Below are 21,027 nucleotides of genomic sequence, written 5' to 3' on the forward strand. Positions count from 1 at the left end.
GCCCGAAGGAGAACCCCGTGCACGAACGTGATGCGGTCTCGCCCGAGGCCGACGTCGACGAACTCCGGATCGAGGGGGCACTGCGCCCTCGAATACTGGACGAGTTCGTCGGCCAGGAACGGGTCCGCGAACAGTTGTCCCTGGTCCTGCACAGCGCACAGCGTCGCAACCGCGCTCCCGACCACATCCTCATGTCCGGCGGTCCAGGTCTGGGCAAGACCACCCTGGCCATGATCATCGCCGCCGAACTCGGTGCGCCGTTGCGCATCACCTCCGGCCCCGCCATCGAACGCTCCGGTGACCTGGCCGCGGTGCTCTCCACCCTCCAGGAGGGCGAGGTCCTCTTCCTCGACGAGATCCACCGCATGGCCCGGCCCGCCGAGGAGATGCTCTACGTCGCCATGGAGGACTTCCGGGTCGACGTCATGGTCGGCAAGGGCCCCGGAGCCACCGCGATCCCCCTGGACATCGCCCCGTTCACCCTGGTCGGGGCCACCACGCGGGCCGGGATGCTGCCCGCCCCGCTGCGTGACCGGTTCGGGTTCACCGCGCACATGGACTTCTACGAACCCGCCGAACTGGAGCGCATCCTGCACCGGTCGGCGGGGCTGCTCGGCGCGCCCCTGGACGAGGACGCCGCCCGCGAGGTCGCCGGGCGTTCGCGCGGTACGCCTCGTATCGCCAACCGGCTGCTGCGTCGGGTCCGCGACTACGCGGAGGTGCGCGGCGACGGACAGCTCACCCTGGCCAACGCGCACGCCGCCCTGGAACTGTACGAAGTGGACGAGCTGGGCCTGGACCGGTTGGACCGGGCCATCCTCGACGTGCTCATGAACCGCTTCCGTGGCGGACCGGTGGGACTGTCCACCCTGGCGGTATCGGTGGGGGAGGAGGCCGAGACCGTGGAGGTGGTCGCCGAACCCTTCCTCGTCCGCTCCGGTTTCCTGGCCCGCACCCCACGGGGGAGGGTCGCCACTCCGCAGGCCTGGGCGCACATGGGACTCACCCCGCCACCCGACGCCGCGTTCGGCGCCGCCCAGGCGGCCGCGAACACCGGCGGCACCACGGGCACCAACGGCGCCACGCCCTGAAGCCCGGGCGTCGACCGCTTCCACCTGTCACGATGGAGCCCACGAACGAAAACGGGGCCGAACCGTTAGCCCTCCGAACCCGGGGGGCTGGTGACCGGTGACTCATGCCACGTAAACTGGGACGTACCGGCCAAGAGCGGGGCACCACCCCGTGAGGTGTCGTTTCGACATCGGCGGAACGAGTTGGCACTCTGGTGCGTTGTATACGCCGGGTGCGAATCCGGCCGCCGTGGTCGGGCGACCCGCAAGGTGGTCGTCACGGGTGTCACGAGCCGACAGCCGTCGTCCACGAGAACCGTCAGGAAGGACGCCCCGTGCAGGGCCTTATCAATCTCGCAGCGGACGCCCCCCAGGGTGAGGGCAGCATCATCGGCATGTTGCTTCCCTTCGTACTGATCCTCCTGGTCTTCTGGCTGCTGTTCTGGCGCCCGAACCAGAAGCGCCGCCAGCAGGAGATGCAGATGCAGACCTCCCTGGTTCCCGGCGTCGAGGTCATGACCAAGGCGGGTATCTTCGCCACCATCGTCGAGATCCACGACCAGGACGTGCTGCTGGAGATCGCTCCGGGCACCCGTATCCGTATGCTCAAGGCCGGTGTCGGGGAGGTCATCACCCCCGCGGCCGACGACACCCCGGTCGAGGACCGTCCGGACTTCGGGGACGACGACAAGCCCAAGGGCTAGGATCCCGGAGGGCCCGTTCCCTCCCGCGCCCGTGGCGCACCACAGACTTCGGTACCGGCCCCCGAACACCGGGGCCGGTACCGCTGCTTTTCGGTGACTTCAGCCGAACCCGCTTCCCATCTGAAACGAAGGCCTGAGCCGCCATGACCAACGACACTGTGACGCCCGACGCGGACCTCGCCTTGATCGAGGCCAACATCCGCGACGTCCCGGACTTCCCGCACGAGGGCATCCTGTTCAAGGACATCACCCCGCTGCTGAACCACCGGGAGGCCTTCGCCGCCACGGTCGACGGGCTCAGCGCCCCCTACCGCGGGGCCGGCGTCGACCACGTCGTCGGACTGGAGGCGCGCGGCTTCATCTTCGGCGCCCCCGTGGCCATGGCGCTGGGCGCGGGCTTCGTTCCGGCGCGCAAAGCCGGGAAACTGCCCGCGGACACCATCGATCAGGCCTATGATCTCGAATACGGCACCGCGACCGTCGAGATCCACGCCGACGCGATCACTCCGGGCAGCCGTGTCCTCATCGTCGACGACGTACTCGCGACGGGTGGCACGGGCAGGGCCGCGGTGGAGTTGGTCCACAAGGCTGGTGGTACGGTCGTGGGATTCTCCGTTCTGATGGAGCTCTCCGCGCTCCGAGGACGCGAGAAGCTGCCCGACGTGGAGCTGCACACCCTCCTCTCGGTCTGACCGGACGACCTCGCGCGCACGGTGGGAATAGCGCGAAGGTTCCTCCTCGTTGACCTACACCAGCACTCGGTGTGACGCAATCGGTGACCAGGGTCACTACGCGTACCATCGGGCCGCCGGAGTACGGCGACGCACGAGGGGTCAGGTTCCGCCACCCCGCCCCACCTGGGCGGGCGCCACTAGACTGGTGGGAGAGGTGACCGCGGCGGCCACGTCGGTGACCGGCCCTGATGACACGCACGCGTTCCGGAGGCAGCCGATCCTTGGACTGTCGGCTCCACCGGGCGGATCCGCGGGAGGTAGGCATGCCAAACGAAGTGGTCTCGACCGGAGCGGTGTCCGCACGGGAGCAGGGGTCGAAGGCCCCGCGGGGTTCGGCCACCGAACGGGAGACGACCGCCGACGAGGGACGTGCCTCGCGGGGGGACGCCGACGCCGGTATGCCGCAGGGGCGTAACGACGGGGACCACACCGGTCCCAATGACAGACCACGTGACGAACGGCCGGAGGGCGCTGCGGAACAAGCGGCGCCCTCCGACGTATCCGAGCAGGACGTCTCCGGGCAGGGGGCCCAGGGGCGGCAGCCGGCGACCACCACGCCCTCCACCGTGCGAGTACGCAGAAGGCTCGCCCGACTCGGCGCCCAGCGGGGAGTGACGATGAACCCGGTGCTCGAACCACTGATCAAGACGGTGCGCGCCACCCACCCCAAGGTGGACGTCCGTCTGATCGAGCGCGCCTACGAGGTCGCCGCACACCACCATCGCCACCAAAAACGCAAGAGCGGCGACCCCTACATCACCCACCCGCTCGCGGTGGCCACCATCCTCGCCGAACTCGGCATGCAGGAGGCCACCCTCGCCGGCGCCCTGCTGCACGACACCGTCGAGGACACCGACTACTCCCTCGACGAGCTCCGAGCCGACTTCGGCGACGAGATCGCCCTCCTGGTCGACGGCGTCACCAAGCTGGACAAGGTCAAGTACGGCGAGGCCACCCAGGCCGAGACGGTCCGCAAGATGGTCGTGGCCATGGCCCGCGACATCCGCGTGCTGGTCATCAAGCTCTGCGACCGCCTGCACAACATGCGCACCCTGCGCTACCTGCCCAAGAAGGCCAAGCGCGAGAAGAAGGCCCGCGAGACCCTGGAGATCTTCGCGCCGCTCGCCCACCGCCTGGGCATGAACACCATCAAGTGGGAGTTGGAGGACCTGGCTTTCGCCACCCTCTATCCCAAGCGCTTCGACGAGATAGCCCGACTGGTCTCCGAACGCGCCCCCCGGCGCGACGTGTACCTGCAGGAGGTCATCGAGGCGGTCTCGGGCGACCTGCGCGAGTCCAAGCTCAAGGCGACCGTGCGCGGGCGGCCCAAGCACTACTACTCGATCTACCAGAAGATGATCGCCCGCAACTGCGGCTTCGACGAGATCTACGACCTCATCGCGGTGCGGGTCCTGGTGGACAGTGTTCGGGACTGCTACGCGGCGCTGGGGACCATCCACGCGCGGTGGAACCCGGTGCCGGGCCGGTTCAAGGACTACATCGCGATGCCGAAGTTCAACATGTACCAGTCGTTGCACACGACGGTCATCGGTCCCTCCGGCAACCCGGTCGAACTCCAGATCCGCACCCGCGCCATGCACCGGCGCGCCGAGTACGGCATCGCCGCGCACTGGAAGTACAAGGAGGACCGCAACTCCACCGGGACCGAGACCAAGCCCAAGGGCACCACCGACATGCAGTGGCTGCGTCAGCTCATCGACTGGCAGCAGGAGACCAAGGACCCGGGCGAGTTCCTGGAGTCGCTGCGCTTCGACCTGTCGGTGCAGGAGGTGTTCGTCTTCACCCCGCAGGGTGACGTCATCTCCCTGCCGGAGGGCGCCACCGCCGTGGACTTCGCCTACGCCGTGCACACCGAGGTCGGCCACCGCACCGTCGGCGCTCGTATCAACGGCCGTCTGGTGCCGCTGGAGAACGAGCTGCACAACGGCGAGGCCGTGGAGATCCTCACCTCCAAGGACCCCGACGCCGGGCCCAGCCGCGACTGGCTCAACTTCGTCAAGAGCGCTCGTGCCCGCAACAAGATCCGGCACTGGTTCACCAAGGAGCGCCGCGAGGCCGCGATCGAACAGGGCAAGGAGGAGATCGCCAAGATCATGCGCAAGCAGGAGCTTCCGGTCAAGCGCCTGTTCAGCGGAGAGGCGATCATCGCCCTGGCAGGCGATCTGCGCTACACGGACGTGGACGCCCTGTACGCCGCCGTGGGCGAGCACCAGGTGAGCGCACAGAGCATCGTGAGCAAGCTCGTGGACTCCATGGGTGGGCTGGACAGCCACACCGAGGACATCGCCGAGTCCTCGCTGCCCACCAAGGCCGCCACCACGCGCCAGCGCTCGGGCAACCCGGGCGTGGTCGTGGCGGGCGACGGTGACGTGTGGGCGCGCCTGGCCAAGTGTTGTACGCCGGTGCCCGGTGACGACATCGTCGGTTTCGTGACCCAGGGGCATGGGGTTTCGGTGCACCGCGCCGACTGCGCCAACGCCGCCAGCCTGGACCAGGAGCGCATGGTCGACGTCGAGTGGCGGCCCACCGAGGACTCCATGTTCCTGGTGGCCCTGCACGTGGAGGCCCTGGACCGCTCCCGGTTGCTGTCCGACATAACACGCGTGTTGTCCGACCAGCACGTCAACATCCTTTCCGCCACGGTGCAGACCAGCCGCGACCGGGTGGCGCAGAGCCGCTTCACCTTCGAGATGGCCGACCCCACCCACCTGGGCAGCGTGCTGCGCGCCGTGCGCGGCGTGGACGGGGTCTACGACGTCTTCCGGGTGCGCAACTGACCCGCCACCCGGTTCGTTGGAAAACCGATGGCACCCTCGGGACACCGGTGGTTAGCGTGTGCGCGTACACGACCCCCCACCGGTGAAGGCAGGCCCTCGTGCTCGAACTCCGTCCCCCGCGCCCCGAGGACACTCGCGCGCTCGAACTGCTCGCCCGGCGCTCGTGGCCGGTGGGGACCCACCCCGGTGGTCTGGGTTGGCAAGCGGCCACCGAGGACATGCCCCGGCCGATGGCGGTGGCCGAACGAGACGGTGAGATCGTCGCCTGGGCCGGGGTCACCGGCGCCAACGCCATCTCCGAGCACACCAGGGTCACCCTCGAAGGGGCCCGGACCGACCCCGAGGCCGGGGCCGCCCTCCTGGATTGGGCCCTGGCGCGTACCGAGGGTGGGACACACCTGCCGGTCTTCCACGGTGACGAGGAGCTCCGGTTCCTGGCCGAGAAGGCGGGCTTCGCACACGAAGGGACCCTGGACACCTGGATGCGTCGTGCCGCCACGGAGGAGTCCCCGGCCCTGCCCGAGGGGTACGTGATCCGGCCCGTCCGCGAGGGCGAGGAGGAAGCCCGGGTGGAGTGCCACCGCCTCGCCTGGAAGCCCGCCGACCTGCCCTGGCCGGAGAGCGTGGGTCCGGTGGACCCATCGCTGAACAGCCGTTTCTCCCGGACCTACTACGACGCCACCCGTGCGTCCCTGCTGTACGACCCCGAACTGGACCTCGTCGTCCAGGCCCCGGACGGCTCCCTGGCCGCCTGCTGCGTGGTGTGGTTCGACGCAGAGAGCGGCACCTCGGAGGTCGAACCCCTGGGAGTGGTCCCCGTCCACCGCCATCGAGGCCTGGCGGCCGCCCTGGTGCTGGAGGCGTGTTCCCTGACCGCCCACCGAGGCGGCGACCGCGTGTTCATCAACACCGCACCCAACCCGCTGTATCCGGCCCCGGCGAGGACCTACGCGAAGGTCGGCTTCGAGGAGGTCGACCGCGGCCGCGTGTACGTGCGTCGCGCCCCGTGAACACCACGGCCCCGGACCCCCTCGACGGGGTGACCGGGGCCGTTTCTGCTCAGGCCCTTCCTGCTCGGGCCGTCCGCGCTCGGGTCAGATCCGGATGGTCGTGGACCGCACGACGCGGAAGACCGGGTGACGATCCGCCTCGGCCACGAAGGCCTCCACCGGGGCTTCCGGCGGCGCCTCGAAGTACGGGCCGACGATCGCCGAACGCGGGTGCTCCAGGTACTCCTTGAGCGCCGTTCCGGCCTCCTCGGGGTCCACCTCCAGCACGCTCACCAGTTCGATCCAGCCGCCCTGGCGCAGGGTCGCGAACCCGTCCTTGCGGATGTTGTGCACCCAGTTCACCTCGCCGTACGGGGAGACCAGATACCGGCCGCGCTCGCTGTCCAGCACACTCACCGGGGTGGTGCGCAAGAATCCGGACTTGCGGCCCCGGGTGGTCAGCAGGTGCATCTCCTGCGGGCAGACCCCGTACTTGACGAAGTTGCTGACGACCGCGTCCGAGACGCGGCGCAGCTTGGTCGCCTCGAACCGCTTCGTCGGTTCGTTCACCATCTTGGGCAACTCCCTCACTCGGCTGCTCTCCATTGTGGTGGCTGGGAGCACCCGTTGGCACCCGGGATACCGGCGAGATCCGGCACACGTCGCTCACCTGCGACCCGTCACCACACGGGCCTCCCGGGCCGTCTCGGTCGTTAGCGGAACGCGGAGATCCCCGTGACGGACTGGCCGATGCTCAGCGCGTGGATGTCCTCGGTGCCCTCATAGGTGGCCACCGTCTCCAGGTTCACCATGTGCCGCATCACCGGGTACTCCAACGTGATGCCGTTGGCGCCGTGCAGGCCGCGCGCGGTCGCCGCCACCCGCTGGGCCGCGGCCACGTTCGCGAACTTGCCGAAGCTGACGTGGTTGTGGTGGCATTCGCCCCGGTCCTTGAGACGACCGATGCGCAGGGCGGTCATGCCGGCGTGGTTGACGTCCACGACCATGTCGGCGAGCTTGCGCTGGGTGAGCTGGAAACCGGCGATGGGTCCGCCGAACTGCTCGCGGGTGAGCGAGTAGTCGCGGGCGGCCGCGTAGCAGGCGCGGGCGGCACCGGCCGCGCCCCACACGATGCCGTAGCGGGCCTCGTTGAGGCAGGAGAGGGGAGAGCCGAGCCCCTTGGACTCGGGCAGGATCGCGTCGGCGGGCAGACGCACGCCCTCCAAGACCAACTCCGCGGTGATGGAGGCGCGCAGCGACAGCTTCTTGTGGATGACGTTGGCGCTGAACCCGGGGGCGTCGGTGGGCACGACGAACCCGCGGACGCCCTCGTCGGTGGCGGCCCACACCACGGCGACGTCGGCCACCGAACCGTTGGTGATCCACATCTTGGTGCCGTCGAGCACCCAGTCGGAGCCGTCCCGGCGGGCGCGGGTGCGCATCGAACCCGGGTCGGAACCGGAGTCGGGTTCGGTCAGCCCGAAGCAACCGATGGCCTCGCCCGCGGCCATGCGCGGCAGCCACTCGTTCTTCTGATCCTCGGACCCGAACTTGTGGATCGCCGTCATGGCGAGGGAGCCCTGCACGGACACGAAGCTGCGCAGCCCGGAGTCCACGGCCTCCAACTCGCGGCAGGCCAGGCCGTAGGCTACGGCGCTGGAACCGCCGCAGCCGTAGCCCTCCAGGTGCATGCCGAGCACCCCGAGGTCGCCGAAGGCCTTGGCCAGGCCGCGCGGGTCGGGCAGGGTGCCGGCCTCGAACCAGTCGGCGACCTCGGGCAGTAGTTCCGCGGCGGAGAACTCCCGCACGGCGTCGCGGATGTCGCGTTCGGTGTCGGACAGTTCGGCGTCCACCGCCAGGAAGTCGAGCGGGTCGGGGGCGGCGGCCTTGCGAGAGTCGCTCATGGTGGGTGTCCCTTCGGGGTGCGTGGTGTACGAAGTCCGTTGGTCAGTCGACGTCGGTCTGTTGGGCGGCGCCGCGCTCGAACAGTTCCTCGATCCGGTCGGGGGTCAACCCCAACTCGGTGAGGATCTCTCGCGAGTGCTGGCCGAGCAGTGGGGGAGCGGACATGGGGACGGGGGTGTCCGCCATCCGGAAGCCCGCCCGGACCTGTTCGAGGGGCCCGGCGGTGGGGTGTTCGACGGTGCGCAGGACGTCGTCCCCCGAGGCGTCGGCGGTACGCAGCGCGTCCAGGACACCGCGCACCCGACCCACCGGGACCCCGGCGGTGACCAGGACGTCCATCCAGTGGTCGGCGGGGCGGGAGGTCAGCGTCTCGGTGAGTTCGCCGACCAACTCCTCGCGGTGCGCCACCCGTTCGGGGTTGGTGGCGTAGCGGGTGTCCTCGGCCAGGTCGGGGCGGTCGATGGCCGCGCACAACCGTCGGTACAGGGCGTCGTTGCCCGCGGCCACGACGATCTCCGCGTCGGCGGTGGGGAAGACCTGGTAGGGGACGATGGTGGTGTGCGCGTTGCCCACCCGGGCTGGTTCCGTCCCCGTGATCAGGGCTTGCTGGGTGAGGTTGACCAGGCTCGACAGCGTGGAGTTGACCAGCGAGACGCTGACGTCCTCACCGCGGCCGGTGGCCTTGGCCCGTATGAGCGCGCCGAGGATGCCCACGGCGGCGTTGAGGCCGGTGAGCACGTCGGTCAGCGCCACACCGACCTTGCTGGCCGGTCCGTCGGCCGGGCCGGTGGTCGCCATCAGCCCGCTCTCGGCCTGCACGACGATGTCGAAGCCGGGGCGGCCCTCCGGTCGGTGTTCGGGCCCGAAGCCGCTCACCGAGCAGTAGACGACCGCCGGGTTGCGCTTGCCGATCTCCTCGTAGCCCAGCCCCAGCCGGTCGATCACCCCGGGTCGGAAGTTCTGGATCACGACATCGGAGCCGGCGCACAGTTCCCGGACCGCGGCGAGCCCGTCGGGGTCCTTCAGGTCCACGGCGAGGCTGCGCTTGTTCCGGTTCACCGACAGGAAGTAGGCGGCCTCGCCGGGGGCGTGCGCCGCGCGGTGCTCTTCGGTGGGCTCGGCGTAGGGAGGTCCCCAGGAACGAGTGTCGTCGCCTCGCCCGGGTTGTTCGACCTTGATGACCTCGGCGCCCATGTCCGCCAACAACATGGTGGCGTAGGGGCCGGCCAGGACCCGGGACAGGTCGGTGATCCGCACACCGGCCAGGGGGAGTGGGGCACCCCCCGTCCCGGGTTCCTCTGTGGATTCGTGACTGGAAGGGTTCAAGGGTCACTCCTCGCCGTGGGGGGAACCGGGCAGTTGGTCGCCGTCACGCAGTTGGTAGTAGGTCTCCAGGCAGCGGCGCAGCGCGGTGGTGAGCGCGGCGCCCGATTGGCCCGCGTACCGCGTCTGCACCCGCTGGACGATCTCCGCGATGTCCTCGGTCACCGAGGCGCCCTCCACCAGGGCACGGAAGAAGTCCTTGGCCAGGTCGGTGAGCAGGGTGGTGTCCGCGGCGACGATCCGGTCGTCGGCGGTGTCCACGGCGAGCACGACACCGAGCCGCTGGTACTGGGAATGGCTCGCCACCGAATCGGGGAGACGGGCGTAGCCGGATATGAGGACAACCCGGGGGTTGCGGAAGAGCTGCTGAACGCGGTCGTCGCCGGGCAACGGACACACCTCTCGTCTGCGGGCACGCGAAAACTCCTACCGACTGGAGTCTCGCGTCTGAAGGGTTACCGGGGGAACCGGACACCCGCGACGTGAGGGCAGTTCGAGACCAGTATGTCGTCACCGTCGCGCCGGCTGTCAAGCGGGGGCGTGTCCCAGAGCACACGAATCCCGTGGGTGCGTCGCGCACGAGCCATGTGTTACATTTCGGCACAGGTCACGAGTACCAGCGTCAAGCCCCGGCTAGCTGGTCGGCAACCCTCCTTCCGCGGTGGGGTGCCCCGGGTGAGGACCAGGTCCCGACACGACCGTGTCGGACAAGCGCGGACCCAGGAAGACGCGGCCGTCGAGCGGCGCACCCCGTGGGTCCCACGACCCACCGAAGAGGTGCCCCATGACCACCGTCATCCCGTTCGACTCCACCCGTCGCCCCCGCACCCGCCAGGCCGTTCGGGACGCGCGTGCGCGCCGGGCGTCGTACCCCGTCGGCGCCGCCCCGGACTGCTCGATCGTCACCCCGGACCGCGGGGTCCAGCTGGTCACCGGCGAGTACGTCGACTACGCCAACTTCGACTACGCGGCCAGCGCGCCCTGCCTGACCGCGGTCGCCGACGCCCTCTCCGCCGCCCTGCCCTACTACGCCAGCGTGCATCGGGGCGCGGGCCACCACTCCCGGATCAGTACCGAGGCCTACGAGGAAGCCCGTCGCGGCGTCGCCGGTTTCCTGGACGCCCGCCCCGACACCGACGCCGTGGTGTTCGTGCGCGGCACCACCGACGCGCTCAACCTGCTGGCCCGTTGCGTACCCGACGGTTGCACCGTGGTGGTGTTCGAGTCCGAGCACCACGCGAGCCTGTTGCCGTGGGAACACCCGGCCGCCCGCGCCGCGAAGGTGGTGCGCCTGCCGCTGCCCGCCACCCCCGACACCGCCGTCGAGGCCGCCCGCGCCGCCCTGCGCGAGGCCCCCGAGGGTCCGAAGCTGCTGTGCGTGACCGCGGCCTCCAACGTCACCGGTGAGATCTGGCCGGTCGAGGAGTTGGTCGAGGCCGCCCACGCCGAGGACGCCCGCGTGGTGGTCGACGCCGCCCAGTACGTGCCGCACCTGCCGTTCAGCCTCACCGAGACCGGCGCCGACTACGTGGCGCTTTCCGGACACAAGCTGTACGCGCCCTTCGGTTCGGGTGTGCTGGCGGGCCGCGCCGATTGGCTGGCAGAGGCCGCGCCCTACCTGTCCGGTGGTGGCGCGACGCGGAAGGTCACCGACCACGACGTGTTCTGGAACGACCTTCCGGCCCGGCACGAGGCGGGCAGCCCCAACGTCTTGGGCGCCGTGGCGTTGGCCGCGGCCTGCGCCACCTTCACCGAGGACACCCTGTACCTGCAGCACATCCGCGAGTCCGCCCTCCTGGAGCGCCTGCGCGCCGGGTTCTGCCAGATCGACGGCGTGCACGAGCTGACCCTGTGGGGGCCCGAACAGGCGCGGGTGGGCATCGTTTCGTTCGTGGTGGACGGGCTGCCCGCCGATCTGCTGGCCGCCGCCCTGTCCGCGGAGCACGGCATCGGGGTGCGCGACGGCCTGTTCTGCGCGCACCCGCTCACCGCCCACCTGCTGCCCGAGGGGCACACTCAGGCGGTTCGGGCCAGCCTGGGCGTGGGCACCACCGAGGAACACGTCGACCGGTTGGTCGGCGCCGTGGCGGATCTGGTCGCCCATGGGCCGCGTTGGGAGTACGTCGACCTCGACGGCCGGTTGGTCCCCGCCTCCGACCCGCGCGACGCGCTCTGAACGGAGCACGCCCGGAGCGGTCCCGTCGTCTATGATCAATGCGGAAAAACCGGTGGGAACGGGATGTTCTGCGCACGGTCGTCGAATTCCCGTTCCCTGCCGCGAACCCCCTGCGTATCGAGGTGGATGACCGCATGACCGACGATTCGACCGCCCCGGCCCCGGGGTCGAAGATCGACACCACCCGGACCCACTCGGCCCGGATCTGGAACTACTGGATGGGTGGAAAGGACCATTATCCGGTCGACCGTCTGGCGGGAGACGTGGTGGCCGAGTCCTTTCCGGAGATCCGGGACCTGGCCCGCACCAGTCGGGAGTTCCTCGTCCGCGCGGTGACCCACCTGACCCGGGACGAGGGCATCCGCCAGTACCTCGACATCGGTACCGGGATGCCCACCGCCAACAACACGCACGAGGTCGCCCAGTCGATCGCGCCGGAGACCCGGGTGGTCTACGTCGACAACGACCCCCTCGTGCTGACGCACGCCCGCGCCCTGCTGGTCGGCACCCCCGAGGGGGCCACCGACTACGTCGACGCCGACCTGCGCGACCCCGACGCGATCCTGGCCAAGGCCGCCGAGACGTTGGACTTCGACGAGCCGGTCGGGCTCATGCTGATGGGGATCCTGGGCCACGTCCCCGACGAGGAGGTCCAGCCGATCGTGCGCAGGCTGTTGGACGCCCTGCCCTCGGGTAGCTACCTGGTCAGTTACGACGGCGCCGACACGAGCGAGGACTACAACCAGGCCATCGAGGAGGGCAACAAGCACGGGGACGTGCCTTACCTGCTGCGCAGCCCCGAGGCCATCGCCGAGCGCTTCGAGGGCCTGGAGCTGCTGGAGCCCGGTGTGGTTCCCTGCCCGTTGTGGCGGCCCCCGATCGCGGGTGCCCGGCGCGGACTGGACCAGTACGGCGGGGTGGCTCGCAAGCCCTGACGGCCGGTCTCCGGCCGGTGCCCGAAGTCCCACCGCGGGCCGACCCGGAACCTCCGGGTCGGCCCGCGGTGTTCGTGGATGGGAGTTCGGGACCTTGGACTCACAAGAACTTGCGACGCAGGTCGTGACAAACGGCGCGATAGGGCCCATTTCACTTGGGTGTGTGCGGGGTATCACGTTCACAAGCGGTACTATCTGGCCCTGACGGCAGGGCACACCGTCGCGGACCCGATCGGTCCACCGACAACGGACGTCCTGCCTCCCACGAGCGAACCGGCTGGGGGAGCGTGAACGTGACGGACGTCCGAGGACCTGAGGCAGGCCCCCTCACGGCCGTGTTCCGACGGAGGACATCCTTTCGAAAGCCCGGGCGGGGACCACGCGTGGTCGACCTCGGCGACAGTAGCCGCGCCCATGTCCCCCACGACCCGGCCCTGGCCGAACACGTCCGTTTGCACCAGGCCTTCCTCGGTCGGGTCGTCGACTACCTGAGCGTCGACGCGGGCATCCGCCAGTTCGTCGATTGGGGCAGTCCCGTCCAGGGAACCGCCGAACGCGTGCACGGCGCCGACCCCGACGCCACCATCGTGCACATCGCCCCCGAGGGCGCCGCGGGGATCCTGGCCTCCCCGGACGACTCCGCCGTGCCGTCCGGCGACGGCGTGTGCTCCGAAACGCTCCTGCGCCGCCTTCACGCCGGTGGGCTCGTCGATCTCGACGAGCCCATCGCCGTATTGATGACCCGCACCTTCGGAGCCGACTCCCCGCCCACGGGCCTGGACACCCTGCACCGACTCATGCGCGGCGGCGGCTACCTGGCCCTCACCTCCACGGCGCCCCGAGCCGACGTCGAACGCGCCTTCGGCCCCTTCCTCCCCCTCGAACCCGGCGTGGCCGACCTCACCTGGTGGCCCTACCCCGACGAGGACGTCGCCGCCCAGGGCAGCGGAGTTCTGGCAGGATTGGGCCGCGCGTCGAGACGAGGAGGGGGAACGACCCGATGGCGGTGAACTGGAACGGCGAGATCCTCGCCCAGATGCAGTTCTACTGGGATTTCTCGTTGTGGCCACGCCTGGAGGGGCTCACCGACGAGGAGTTCTACTGGGAACCGGTGCCGGACTGCTGGACGGTACGTCGGCGCGAGGACGGCCGACACGCGCCCGATGGCGCCTACCCCGAACCCGTCCCACCACCGGTCACCACGATCGCCTGGCGGCTGGGCCACATCATCGTGGACGTGCTGGAGACCCGGATCAACTGGCACTTCGGCGACCGCACCGCGAGCCGTGACACCATCGACTGGCCCTCCACCGCCGCCGAGGCGCGCCAACGCCTGCGCACCGCCTACCTCACCTGGTCCGAACACGTGGGACGACTCGACGACGACGCCCTGGCCGTACCCGTGGGCGGGGCCGAGGCCGCCCAGTGGTCGGAGTTCCCGATGGTGGTGCTGGTCCTGCACCTGAACCGGGAGTTCATCCACCACGGAGCCGAGGTGGCCCTCCTCCGGGACCTGTACCGTGCCCGCTAAATGACGCGGAGGGGGTCCACGCGGACCTGGGCGAGGTGCTCGTCGCGGCGGGCGCTGCGGGCCACCGCCGCCGCCTTCAACGCACGCGCCAGCTCACCGATCCCGTTGCGCGGGACTCGCAGCAGCGCGCGCTCGGTCACGTGGGACCCGTCGTCGGCCGTCTCCGACCCGACCGGGACCGGACCCAACAGCTCGACACCCGTGGGCAGGGCGATCTGATCCAGCAGCTCGCGCACGTGCTCGGGGCCGCCGGTGATGGAGGCCATCGACACCGCGGGCGGGAAACCCAGCTCGCGACGGTCGGCCAGCTCGCGTTCGGCGAACCCGGCCGGGTCCCAACGCACCAGTGACTGCACCAACGGCAGCGAGGCCTCGGCGGACACCACCACGGTGCCGCCGGGGCGCACCAGCGCGGCGGCGTTCAGCCACCGACGCAGCGTCTCCTCCGAGGCCCGCAGGTCGGCCCGGTTGAGGAGCGCCCACCCGTCCAACAACACCGCCGCCGCGTAACCGCCGCCCTTGGCCACGGGTTCGGCCCCCGGGGTCGCCACCACCAGGGCCGGTTTGCTCGAAACCTCGGGCAACACGTCCTCACGTCCGGAGGTGCGCACGGCCAGCGCGGGGAAGGCCCTCCCCAGCTCCTCGGCGGTACGCCGGGCGCCCACCACCACCGCGCGCATTCGGGTCACCCCGCACTCGGGGCAGGCCCACTGGCCGGCCACCCGGCCGCACCAGCCGCATGAGGGCAGGGCGTGCGACCCACGGACCGCGAGCGGGCCGCGACAGCCGTCACAGCGAGCGGGTTCGCGACAGCCCGCGCACGCCAGGCTGTTGAGGTATCCCCGGCGCGGCACCTGGAAGAGCACGGGCCCCACCCGGGCGGCCTCCCGGGCCGAACGCAGGGCCACGCTGGGCATGCGCGCCGAACGCGCCGCCTGGTCCCGGGCCAGTTCACGGTCGTCCCCGGCCGCTCGTACCAGGGGGGCGCGTCGACGCAGCGTCGCGCGGTCGGCGATCAACGGGTGCGCCCACCCCGATTCCAGCAACAGTTGGGCGTCGGTGGTGCGGGTGTGCCCGCCGATGAGCGCACCGGCGCCCGCCTTGTGGGCGCGCATCGCCAGTACCGTGCGCGAGTGCGGGTAGGGCGCGTGCGGGTCCACGTGCACGTCGTCGCCGTCGTCCCACAGCACCACCAGGCCCAGGTCGCGCACGGGGGCGAAGACCGCGGCGCGGGTTCCGACCACGACCCGGATCTCGCCGCGCAGGACCGTCAACCAGCGTCGGTATCGCTCGGCCGGCCCCAGGTCGGCGGTGAGCGCCACGTGCCGTCCCTCGCCCAACCGGCGGGTGAGCGCCTCGTCCACCCGGGCCACGTTCCGACCGTCCGGGAGCACGATCACGCCGCCGCGCTCGGCGGCCAGGACGGCTTCGGCGGCCACCGCGATCGCGTCGGTCCAGTCGGTGCCGGGCAGGGCGTTCCAGATGGCGCGCGCGGGGAGTCCCTCGCGCAGCGCACGCACGTACGCCGGACCCTCCGTGTAGGCGTCCCAGGGGCCGGGGTCGACCTCCAGTACGGCGGCCTCCACGGTCTCCTGCACGGCGGAGGCTTCGCCGGGCGGCGCCTCGACGGGCCCGTCCTCCTCGGCCCCTTCCAGGTCTTGTGCCCTCTCACGCGCGCGCCGGTCGGCCTCCTTCTCCACCCGCGCGTGCCGGGGTGGCACCGCCAGCCGCAGCACGTCGCTCAGGGTGCCCGCGTACCGATCGGCGACGGCTCGGGACAGCGCGAGGACCTCCGGGGTGAGCACCGGCTCGGGGGAGACCACCGTCTCCAGGTAGGCCAAGCGTCCGGCGAACTCCGAGCTCTCCACCCGCTCCGCCAGGAAACCGGCGAGCAACCGGCCGTTGAAGCGCACCTTCACCCGGCAGCCGGGCACGGCCGTCTCGTCCATGTCGGCCGGTACGCGGTAGTCGAAGTAGCGGTCCAGGTGCGGCAGCGGGGTGTCCACCACGACACGCGCGATCGGGAGCCGGTCGGCGGGCCTGCGCTTGGCGGGCGGACGGCTCTTGGCGGAGGCGGCCCTGGCCTTCGCCGTTTCCTTCGGCTCCCCCGCAGGCAGGTCGAAGAGGGCCGCTTCGGGCTGGTCGGGCTGCGCTGTCATCACCTTTGGTCTATCAGATGACCACGACGGTCCAGGGACCCGAGAAGCCCGACACAGGCGCGTTCTCGGTGGGGAGTGCGGTAGAACAGTGACGTGTGGTCGCAGTCGAGGGGGAATGGTCGAACATGAAGCTGGTCTTTGCCGGTACACCCGAGGTGGCGGTGCCCTCACTCCGGGCCCTGATCGACTCCGAACACGAGGTCGCGGCCGTCGTCACCCGGCCCGACGCCCGCTCCGGGCGCGGGCGCAAGGTGTCGGCCAGCCCGGTCGCCGAGCTCGCCGAGAGCGAGGGCATCGAGGTCCTCAAGCCCGCCAAGGCCGGTGACCCCGACTTCCTGGCCCGGCTGACCGAGATCGCCCCCGACTGCTGCCCGGTGGTCGCCTACGGCGCCCTGCTGCCCCAGTCCGCCCTGGACATCCCCGAGCACGGCTGGGTGAACCTGCACTTCTCCCTGCTGCCGGTCTGGCGCGGCGCGGCCCCCGTCCAGCACGCCGTCCTGCACGGCGACGACGTCACCGGCGCCTCCACGTTCCGCATCGTCAAGGAACTCGACGCCGGGCCGGTCTTCGGCACCGTCGCCGAGACCGTGCGTCCCACCGACACCAGCGGCGCACTCCTCGCCCGCCTGGCCGAGTCCGGGGCCGGTCTGCTGGCACGCACCATCGACGGCATCGCCTCCGGTGGCCTGGTCCCCGTCGAACAGCCCGCCGCCGACGTCTCCTACGCCGGCAAGCTCACCCCCCTGGACGCCGAACTCGACTTCACCTGGACGGCCCTGCGTCTGGACCGGGTCGCCCGCGCCTGCACCCCGGCCCCCGGCGCCTGGACCACCTTCCGCGGCACTCGTCTGAAGGTGGGGCCGGTCCGCCCCGTCACCGACGCCGACCGCCCCGACCTGGACCCCGGCCACCTGTTCGTGGACAAGAAGCGGGTTCTGGCGGGCACCAGCACCCACCCGGTCGAACTCGGTGAGGTCCAGCCCCAGGGCAAGAAGGCCATGTCCGCGGTGGACTGGGCGCGTGGGGTGCGTCCCACCGAAGACGACCGGATGGGCCGCTGACCTGTCGTAGTCTCAAGGCCGGTGGGCGCGGTCGCTCGCCGACAAACGTCCCCGGCTTGTTGAGGCAGAGCACACGTTGAGCGAGCAGTCCCGTTCCCAGAACCGTCGTCCGAGCCGGGGCGGTGGATCCCGCCAGGGCGGTCAGCGGTCCGGGCCGCCCCAGCCGCGCGACCCCGCGCGCAGGGTCGCCTACGACGTGCTGCGCGCGGTCGAGCAGCGCGACGCCTACGCGAACCTGTTGTTGCCGGCCCTGCTGAACGAGCGTGGCATCCACGGCCGCGACGCCGCGCTGGCCACCGAGCTCACCTACGGGACCCTGCGTCGTCAGGGCACCTACGACGCGATCCTGCAGACCTGTGTGGACCGCACCTTGGCCTCGGTGGACGTCGAGGTGCTTCCGCTGCTGCGGATGGGTTCCCACCAGTTGCTGTCCACCAACATCCCGCCGCACGCCGCGGTGGGGGAGTCGGTGGAGTTGGCCCGCAAGGTGGTGGGCCATCACCGCTCCCGTTTCGTCAACGCGATCCTGCGCAAGGTGAGCGCTCGCGACCTGGACGCCTGGCTCCCGATCGTGGCCCCCGAGCGCGACCGAGACCCGAGCGGATACCTGTCGGTGGTGCACAGCCACCCGCGCTGGGTGGTCAAGGAACTGGCCCGGGCCCTGGGGGAGCGGGCCAAGGACGCCGGTCTGCCCCGTACCGAGGAGCTGCTCCAGGCGCACAACGAACGTCCCAAGGTGACCCTGGTCGCCAAACCGGGCCGGTCCAAGGTCGCCGACCTGGAGGAGCACGGCGCCGAGCCGGGCCGCTACTCGCCCTTCGCCGCCTACCTGCCGGAGGGTGACCCGGGCGCGATCCTGGAGGTACGCCAGAATCGGGCCGCCGTCCAGGACGAGGCCAGCCAGCTGGTCGCGTTGGCCCTGACCCGGGTCGACGTCCACGGGGACGACGCCCGTTGGTTGGACGTGTGCGCCGGCCCCGGTGGCAAGGCGGGCCTGCTCGCCTCCCTGGCGGGGCAGCGCGACGCCCGCCTGGTCGCCTCCGAGATGCAGCCGACCCGGGCCGGGCTGGTGGCCGGCGCGGTGCGCCGGGCCCCGCGTGACGCCGGTCGCGCGATCGCCGCCGACGGCACTCGACCCGCCTGGCGGCCGGGTGTCTTCGACCGGGTCCTGGTGGACGTGCCGTGTACCGGTCTGGGGGCCCTTCGGCGCCGTCCCGAGTCGCGTTGGCGTCGGGGCCCGGAGAACGTGACCGAGTTGGCCCCGCTCCAGCGCGAGCTGCTCGTCAACGCCGTGTCGGCCGTGCGTCCGGGCGGGGTGGTGGCGTACGTGACGTGCTCCCCCCACCTGGACGAGACCGACACCATCGTCCAGGGCGTGCTCGCCGAGCGGGACGACCTGGAGCTGTTGCGAGCCCCCGACTATCTCGACGAGGTTCCCGGCCTGGCCGCCGGACCGGAGGGAAGGTACGCGCAGTTCTGGCCGCACGTCCACGGCACCGATGCCATGTTCCTGGCCCTGCTGCGCCGCAAGGTCGGATAGCGTCACCCGTCGTTTCGCCCGACGCCCTCGGTGTCGGGCGAAACGGGCATATTCGGATCTACCTCGTAAAGGTGGAGGTATGGCGGTGTTCCAGTCTCGGGGGCCGACCACCGGACAAGGCCTATACACTGCTGACGTGGCAATTCAGATCTCTCCCAGCATCCTGAACGCGGACTTCGCGCACCTCGCGGACGAAGCCGCCGCCGTGCCGACCGCGGACTGGCTGCACATCGACGTCATGGACGGACACTTCGTCCCCAACCTGACGCTGGGTCTGCCCATCGTGGAATCCCTGGTCAAGGCGACCCCCACCCCACTGGACTGCCACCTGATGATCGAGGACCCCGACCGCTGGGCGCCCGCCTACGCCGAGGCCGGGGCCGGCAGCGTCACCATCCACGCCAAGGCCGCCGGCGCGCCGGTGCGCACCCTGCGGGAGATCCGCAAGCGGGGCGCTCGCGCCGGACTGGCCCTCAACCCCGCCGAGCAGGTCGAACCCTACGCGGACCTCATCGGCGAGATGGATATGCTGTTGTTGATGACCGTCGAACCAGGGTTCGGCGGACAGAAGTTCCTTGACCTGGTTCTGCCCAAGATCCGCCGAGCTCGTGAGATCCTGGACAGCAGGGAGGCCTCCGTCTGGCTACAGGTCGACGGAGGGGTCTCCGATGAGACCATCGAACGCGCCGCCGAGGCCGGAGCCGACGTCTTCGTCGCCGGATCGGCCGTCTACGGGGCACAGGACCCCGCGAGCGCCGTCGAGTCCCTCCGGGCCCAGGCTCGCAAGGCGAGCGGTCGGGACTAGAACCGAAGAGACCATCTCCGAAGGGGCGCGGCCGCCCGCACCCACCACCCCGGTGCGGCCGCGCCCCGCCCCATTCCCTTCCCAGGATCCCGCCCCGCCTTGAGGACCGGGTCTGGCCAGGGGGCGCGAAGGCGCCTAGGCTTTCGGCGGTAGTCGTAGAACCTTCGCTTGGTCGCGGCTCCGTCTTCCCCCGCACCACCTTGTGACCCAGGGAGCGGCGCGGCGTGAGCGCGTTGCCAGGCCGGACCCCGTGGAGCACGCGTGCAAGCCCAACACCTGGCCATGGACACCCTCTGGGAGGCGGAGAGCGCCGCCATCCGCTGGTTGCAGGGAGCCGGCGATCCGCTCTCGTATCCACTCGGGTTGATCACCCACCTGGGATCCCAGGGCGTGATCATCGTGCTGATGGCCGCCGTCTTCTGGTGCGTGAACCCCGGTCTGGGCGCTCGACTGCTCGTCGCGGTCATCGCCTCGGGCGCCGTCAACGGTCTGCTCAAGTCGGTGTCCTACACGCCGCGCCCCTACTGGTTCGACGCCCAGATCACCGGCCACAGCCACCACGGGAGCTTCGGAATGCCGTCCGGGCACAGCCAGGCCGCCATGGTGGCCTGGGGTTACCTGGGGATCCGGTCGGGCCGCCGCGCCCTGATGTGGGCGGCCGTGGTGATCATCCCGTTGGTGGGGTTCTCCCGGATCTACCTGGGCGCCCACTTCTTCAGCGATGTCGTGGTCGGGTTGTCCATCGGCGCGCTCATCCTGTGGCTGATACTGCGCTACGAGGACCGCGTGCTCACCTGGTGGAGTTCGCTGGACACCACGCGTTGGGTCTCCTATCTGCTGCTGATCACCCTGGTGCCGTGCGCGCTGGGGGCGGCATGGCAGTTCGGGGTGCGCGGGGACTGGGTCCTGCCGGCCACCGAGTGGATCGGCGCAACCCCCGCCGACCCGGCCGGACACTCCCTGACCGGTCTGTACACGGCCTCCGGGGGGTTGCTCGGCGGCGTGCTCGGGCTCACCCTGCTCCACCGCTGGGGCTGGTACAGCGCCGAGGGCACCATCACCGCGCGGGTGTCGCGGTTCGCGCTCGGTATCTCCGTGGTCGTGCTCGTCGTGGTCCTGGACGAGGTCCTCTTCGGCGACCTGGGCGGGCCGATCGGTGCCCTGTTCTCCTTCGTCGTCTACGCGGTCCTGGCGTTCTGGGCCACCTACGGCGCGCCGCGGATGTTCGTCGCCGGTGGACTCGCCACCAAGGCGCAAGAGGCCGAGCGCATCGACCAGGGGTGACACCCCTCACAGC

General features: G+C 70.7%; 18 protein-coding genes and 1 riboswitch. Of the genes, 13 read left to right on the forward strand and 5 right to left on the reverse strand.

The annotated features are described in order from the left end of the window. Positions 1–17 precede the first annotated feature (17 nt). The 5 genes from ruvB to ACWGSK_RS13550 all read left to right on the forward strand — a co-directional run bounded on the left by ruvB (position 18) and on the right by ACWGSK_RS13550 (position 6,316). On the forward strand, positions 18–1,091 hold the full coding sequence (gene ruvB, locus ACWGSK_RS13530) for a Holliday junction branch migration DNA helicase RuvB (protein WP_358507494.1): 1,074 nt from the start codon (positions 18–20) through the stop codon (positions 1,089–1,091). Positions 1,092–1,405: 314 nt separating this feature from the next. Beyond that, entirely contained in the window at positions 1,406–1,774 is a 369-nt protein-coding gene (yajC, locus tag ACWGSK_RS13535) for a preprotein translocase subunit YajC (RefSeq protein ID WP_067600762.1), read from the forward strand. 143 nt (positions 1,775–1,917) lie between these two features. Continuing rightward, complete coding sequence (locus ACWGSK_RS13540) at positions 1,918–2,466, forward strand: adenine phosphoribosyltransferase (protein ID WP_358507496.1); 549 nt, start codon at positions 1,918–1,920, stop codon at positions 2,464–2,466. 659 nt (positions 2,467–3,125) lie between these two features. After that, positions 3,126–5,306, forward strand: a complete 2,181-nt coding sequence (locus tag ACWGSK_RS13545; protein WP_358507629.1) for a RelA/SpoT family protein — start codon at positions 3,126–3,128, stop codon at positions 5,304–5,306. Positions 5,307–5,404: 98 nt separating this feature from the next. Beyond that, positions 5,405–6,316, forward strand: a complete 912-nt coding sequence (locus ACWGSK_RS13550; RefSeq protein WP_358507498.1) for a GNAT family N-acetyltransferase — start codon at positions 5,405–5,407, stop codon at positions 6,314–6,316. 84 nt (positions 6,317–6,400) lie between these two features. On the opposite strand, the gene ACWGSK_RS13555 is transcribed toward ACWGSK_RS13550, so the two are convergent. The 4 genes from ACWGSK_RS13555 to ACWGSK_RS13570 all read right to left on the reverse strand — a co-directional run bounded on the left by ACWGSK_RS13555 (position 6,401) and on the right by ACWGSK_RS13570 (position 9,913). Further along, entirely contained in the window at positions 6,401–6,868 is a 468-nt protein-coding gene (locus ACWGSK_RS13555) for a nitroreductase/quinone reductase family protein (protein WP_358507500.1), read from the reverse strand. 140 nt (positions 6,869–7,008) lie between these two features. Continuing rightward, complete coding sequence (locus ACWGSK_RS13560) at positions 7,009–8,199, reverse strand: acyl-CoA dehydrogenase family protein (RefSeq protein ID WP_358507502.1); 1,191 nt, start codon at positions 8,197–8,199, stop codon at positions 7,009–7,011. A 43-nt stretch (positions 8,200–8,242) separates the two neighbouring features. Next, positions 8,243–9,526, reverse strand: a complete 1,284-nt coding sequence (locus ACWGSK_RS13565; RefSeq protein WP_452455937.1) for a CaiB/BaiF CoA transferase family protein — start codon at positions 9,524–9,526, stop codon at positions 8,243–8,245. A gap of 3 nt (positions 9,527–9,529) precedes the next feature. Continuing rightward, positions 9,530–9,913 carry a DUF3870 domain-containing protein gene (locus tag ACWGSK_RS13570; RefSeq protein WP_358507506.1) on the reverse strand — a complete coding sequence of 128 codons (384 nt, stop codon included), beginning with the start codon at positions 9,911–9,913 and terminating at the stop codon, positions 9,530–9,532. A gap of 215 nt (positions 9,914–10,128) precedes the next feature. Continuing rightward, positions 10,129–10,243, forward strand: a riboswitch (SAM riboswitch). 64 nt (positions 10,244–10,307) lie between these two features. Between ACWGSK_RS13570 and ACWGSK_RS13575 the strand changes: the two genes are divergently transcribed. From ACWGSK_RS13575 to ACWGSK_RS13590, 4 genes are all read left to right on the forward strand, one after another. Continuing rightward, positions 10,308–11,699 carry an aminotransferase class V-fold PLP-dependent enzyme gene (locus ACWGSK_RS13575; protein WP_358507508.1) on the forward strand — a complete coding sequence of 464 codons (1,392 nt, stop codon included), beginning with the start codon at positions 10,308–10,310 and terminating at the stop codon, positions 11,697–11,699. 134 nt (positions 11,700–11,833) lie between these two features. Next, the gene (locus tag ACWGSK_RS13580) at positions 11,834–12,634 is read left to right on the forward strand and encodes an SAM-dependent methyltransferase (RefSeq protein WP_358507510.1); all 801 of its coding nucleotides are present in this window, start codon (positions 11,834–11,836) and stop codon (positions 12,632–12,634) included. A 293-nt stretch (positions 12,635–12,927) separates the two neighbouring features. After that, the gene (locus ACWGSK_RS13585; RefSeq protein WP_358507512.1) at positions 12,928–13,644 is read left to right on the forward strand and encodes an SAM-dependent methyltransferase; all 717 of its coding nucleotides are present in this window, start codon (positions 12,928–12,930) and stop codon (positions 13,642–13,644) included. Then, the gene (locus ACWGSK_RS13590) at positions 13,635–14,165 is read left to right on the forward strand and encodes a DinB family protein (RefSeq protein WP_358507514.1); all 531 of its coding nucleotides are present in this window, start codon (positions 13,635–13,637) and stop codon (positions 14,163–14,165) included. The genes ACWGSK_RS13585 and ACWGSK_RS13590 overlap by 10 nt, the downstream gene beginning before the upstream one ends. On the opposite strand, the gene ACWGSK_RS13595 is transcribed toward ACWGSK_RS13590, so the two are convergent. Further along, entirely contained in the window at positions 14,162–16,324 is a 2,163-nt protein-coding gene (locus ACWGSK_RS13595; protein WP_452455938.1) for a primosomal protein N', read from the reverse strand. The genes ACWGSK_RS13590 and ACWGSK_RS13595 overlap by 4 nt on opposite strands. 125 nt (positions 16,325–16,449) lie before the next feature. On the opposite strand from ACWGSK_RS13595, the gene fmt reads away from it, so the two are divergent. The 4 genes from fmt to ACWGSK_RS13615 all read left to right on the forward strand — a co-directional run bounded on the left by fmt (position 16,450) and on the right by ACWGSK_RS13615 (position 21,014). Next, positions 16,450–17,385, forward strand: coding sequence for a methionyl-tRNA formyltransferase (gene fmt, locus ACWGSK_RS13600; protein WP_358507518.1), 936 nt, complete (start codon positions 16,450–16,452; stop codon positions 17,383–17,385). A 76-nt stretch (positions 17,386–17,461) separates the two neighbouring features. After that, positions 17,462–18,925: an RsmB/NOP family class I SAM-dependent RNA methyltransferase gene (locus ACWGSK_RS13605; protein WP_358507520.1), complete on the forward strand. Its 1,464-nt coding sequence runs from the start codon at positions 17,462–17,464 to the stop codon at positions 18,923–18,925. A 136-nt stretch (positions 18,926–19,061) separates the two neighbouring features. Further along, a complete protein-coding gene (gene rpe, locus ACWGSK_RS13610; RefSeq protein ID WP_452455939.1) occupies positions 19,062–19,730 on the forward strand; it encodes a ribulose-phosphate 3-epimerase in 669 nt (222 codons plus the stop codon). 282 nt (positions 19,731–20,012) lie between these two features. Then, positions 20,013–21,014, forward strand: a complete 1,002-nt coding sequence (locus ACWGSK_RS13615; protein WP_452455963.1) for a phosphatase PAP2 family protein — start codon at positions 20,013–20,015, stop codon at positions 21,012–21,014. Positions 21,015–21,027: the final 13 nt, after the last annotated feature.

The organism is Nocardiopsis sp. NPDC055551 (assembly GCF_053619415.1).

Coding starts and splice junctions, on each gene's coding strand:
- ACWGSK_RS13540 (WP_358507496.1), top strand. CDS start 1,918: ATGACCAACGACACTGTGACGCCCGACGCGGACCTCGCCTTGATCGAG.
- ACWGSK_RS13545 (WP_358507629.1), top strand. CDS start 3,126: ATGAACCCGGTGCTCGAACCACTGATCAAGACGGTGCGCGCCACCCAC.
- ACWGSK_RS13555 (WP_358507500.1), bottom strand. CDS start 6,868: ATGGTGAACGAACCGACGAAGCGGTTCGAGGCGACCAAGCTGCGCCGC.
- ACWGSK_RS13560 (WP_358507502.1), bottom strand. CDS start 8,199: ATGAGCGACTCTCGCAAGGCCGCCGCCCCCGACCCGCTCGACTTCCTG.
- ACWGSK_RS13575 (WP_358507508.1), top strand. CDS start 10,308: ATGACCACCGTCATCCCGTTCGACTCCACCCGTCGCCCCCGCACCCGC.
- ACWGSK_RS13580 (WP_358507510.1), top strand. CDS start 11,834: ATGACCGACGATTCGACCGCCCCGGCCCCGGGGTCGAAGATCGACACC.
- ACWGSK_RS13590 (WP_358507514.1), top strand. CDS start 13,635: ATGGCGGTGAACTGGAACGGCGAGATCCTCGCCCAGATGCAGTTCTAC.
- ACWGSK_RS13595 (WP_452455938.1), bottom strand. CDS start 16,324: ATGACAGCGCAGCCCGACCAGCCCGAAGCGGCCCTCTTCGACCTGCCT.
- fmt (WP_358507518.1), top strand. CDS start 16,450: ATGAAGCTGGTCTTTGCCGGTACACCCGAGGTGGCGGTGCCCTCACTC.
- ACWGSK_RS13615 (WP_452455963.1), top strand. CDS start 20,013: ATGGACACCCTCTGGGAGGCGGAGAGCGCCGCCATCCGCTGGTTGCAG.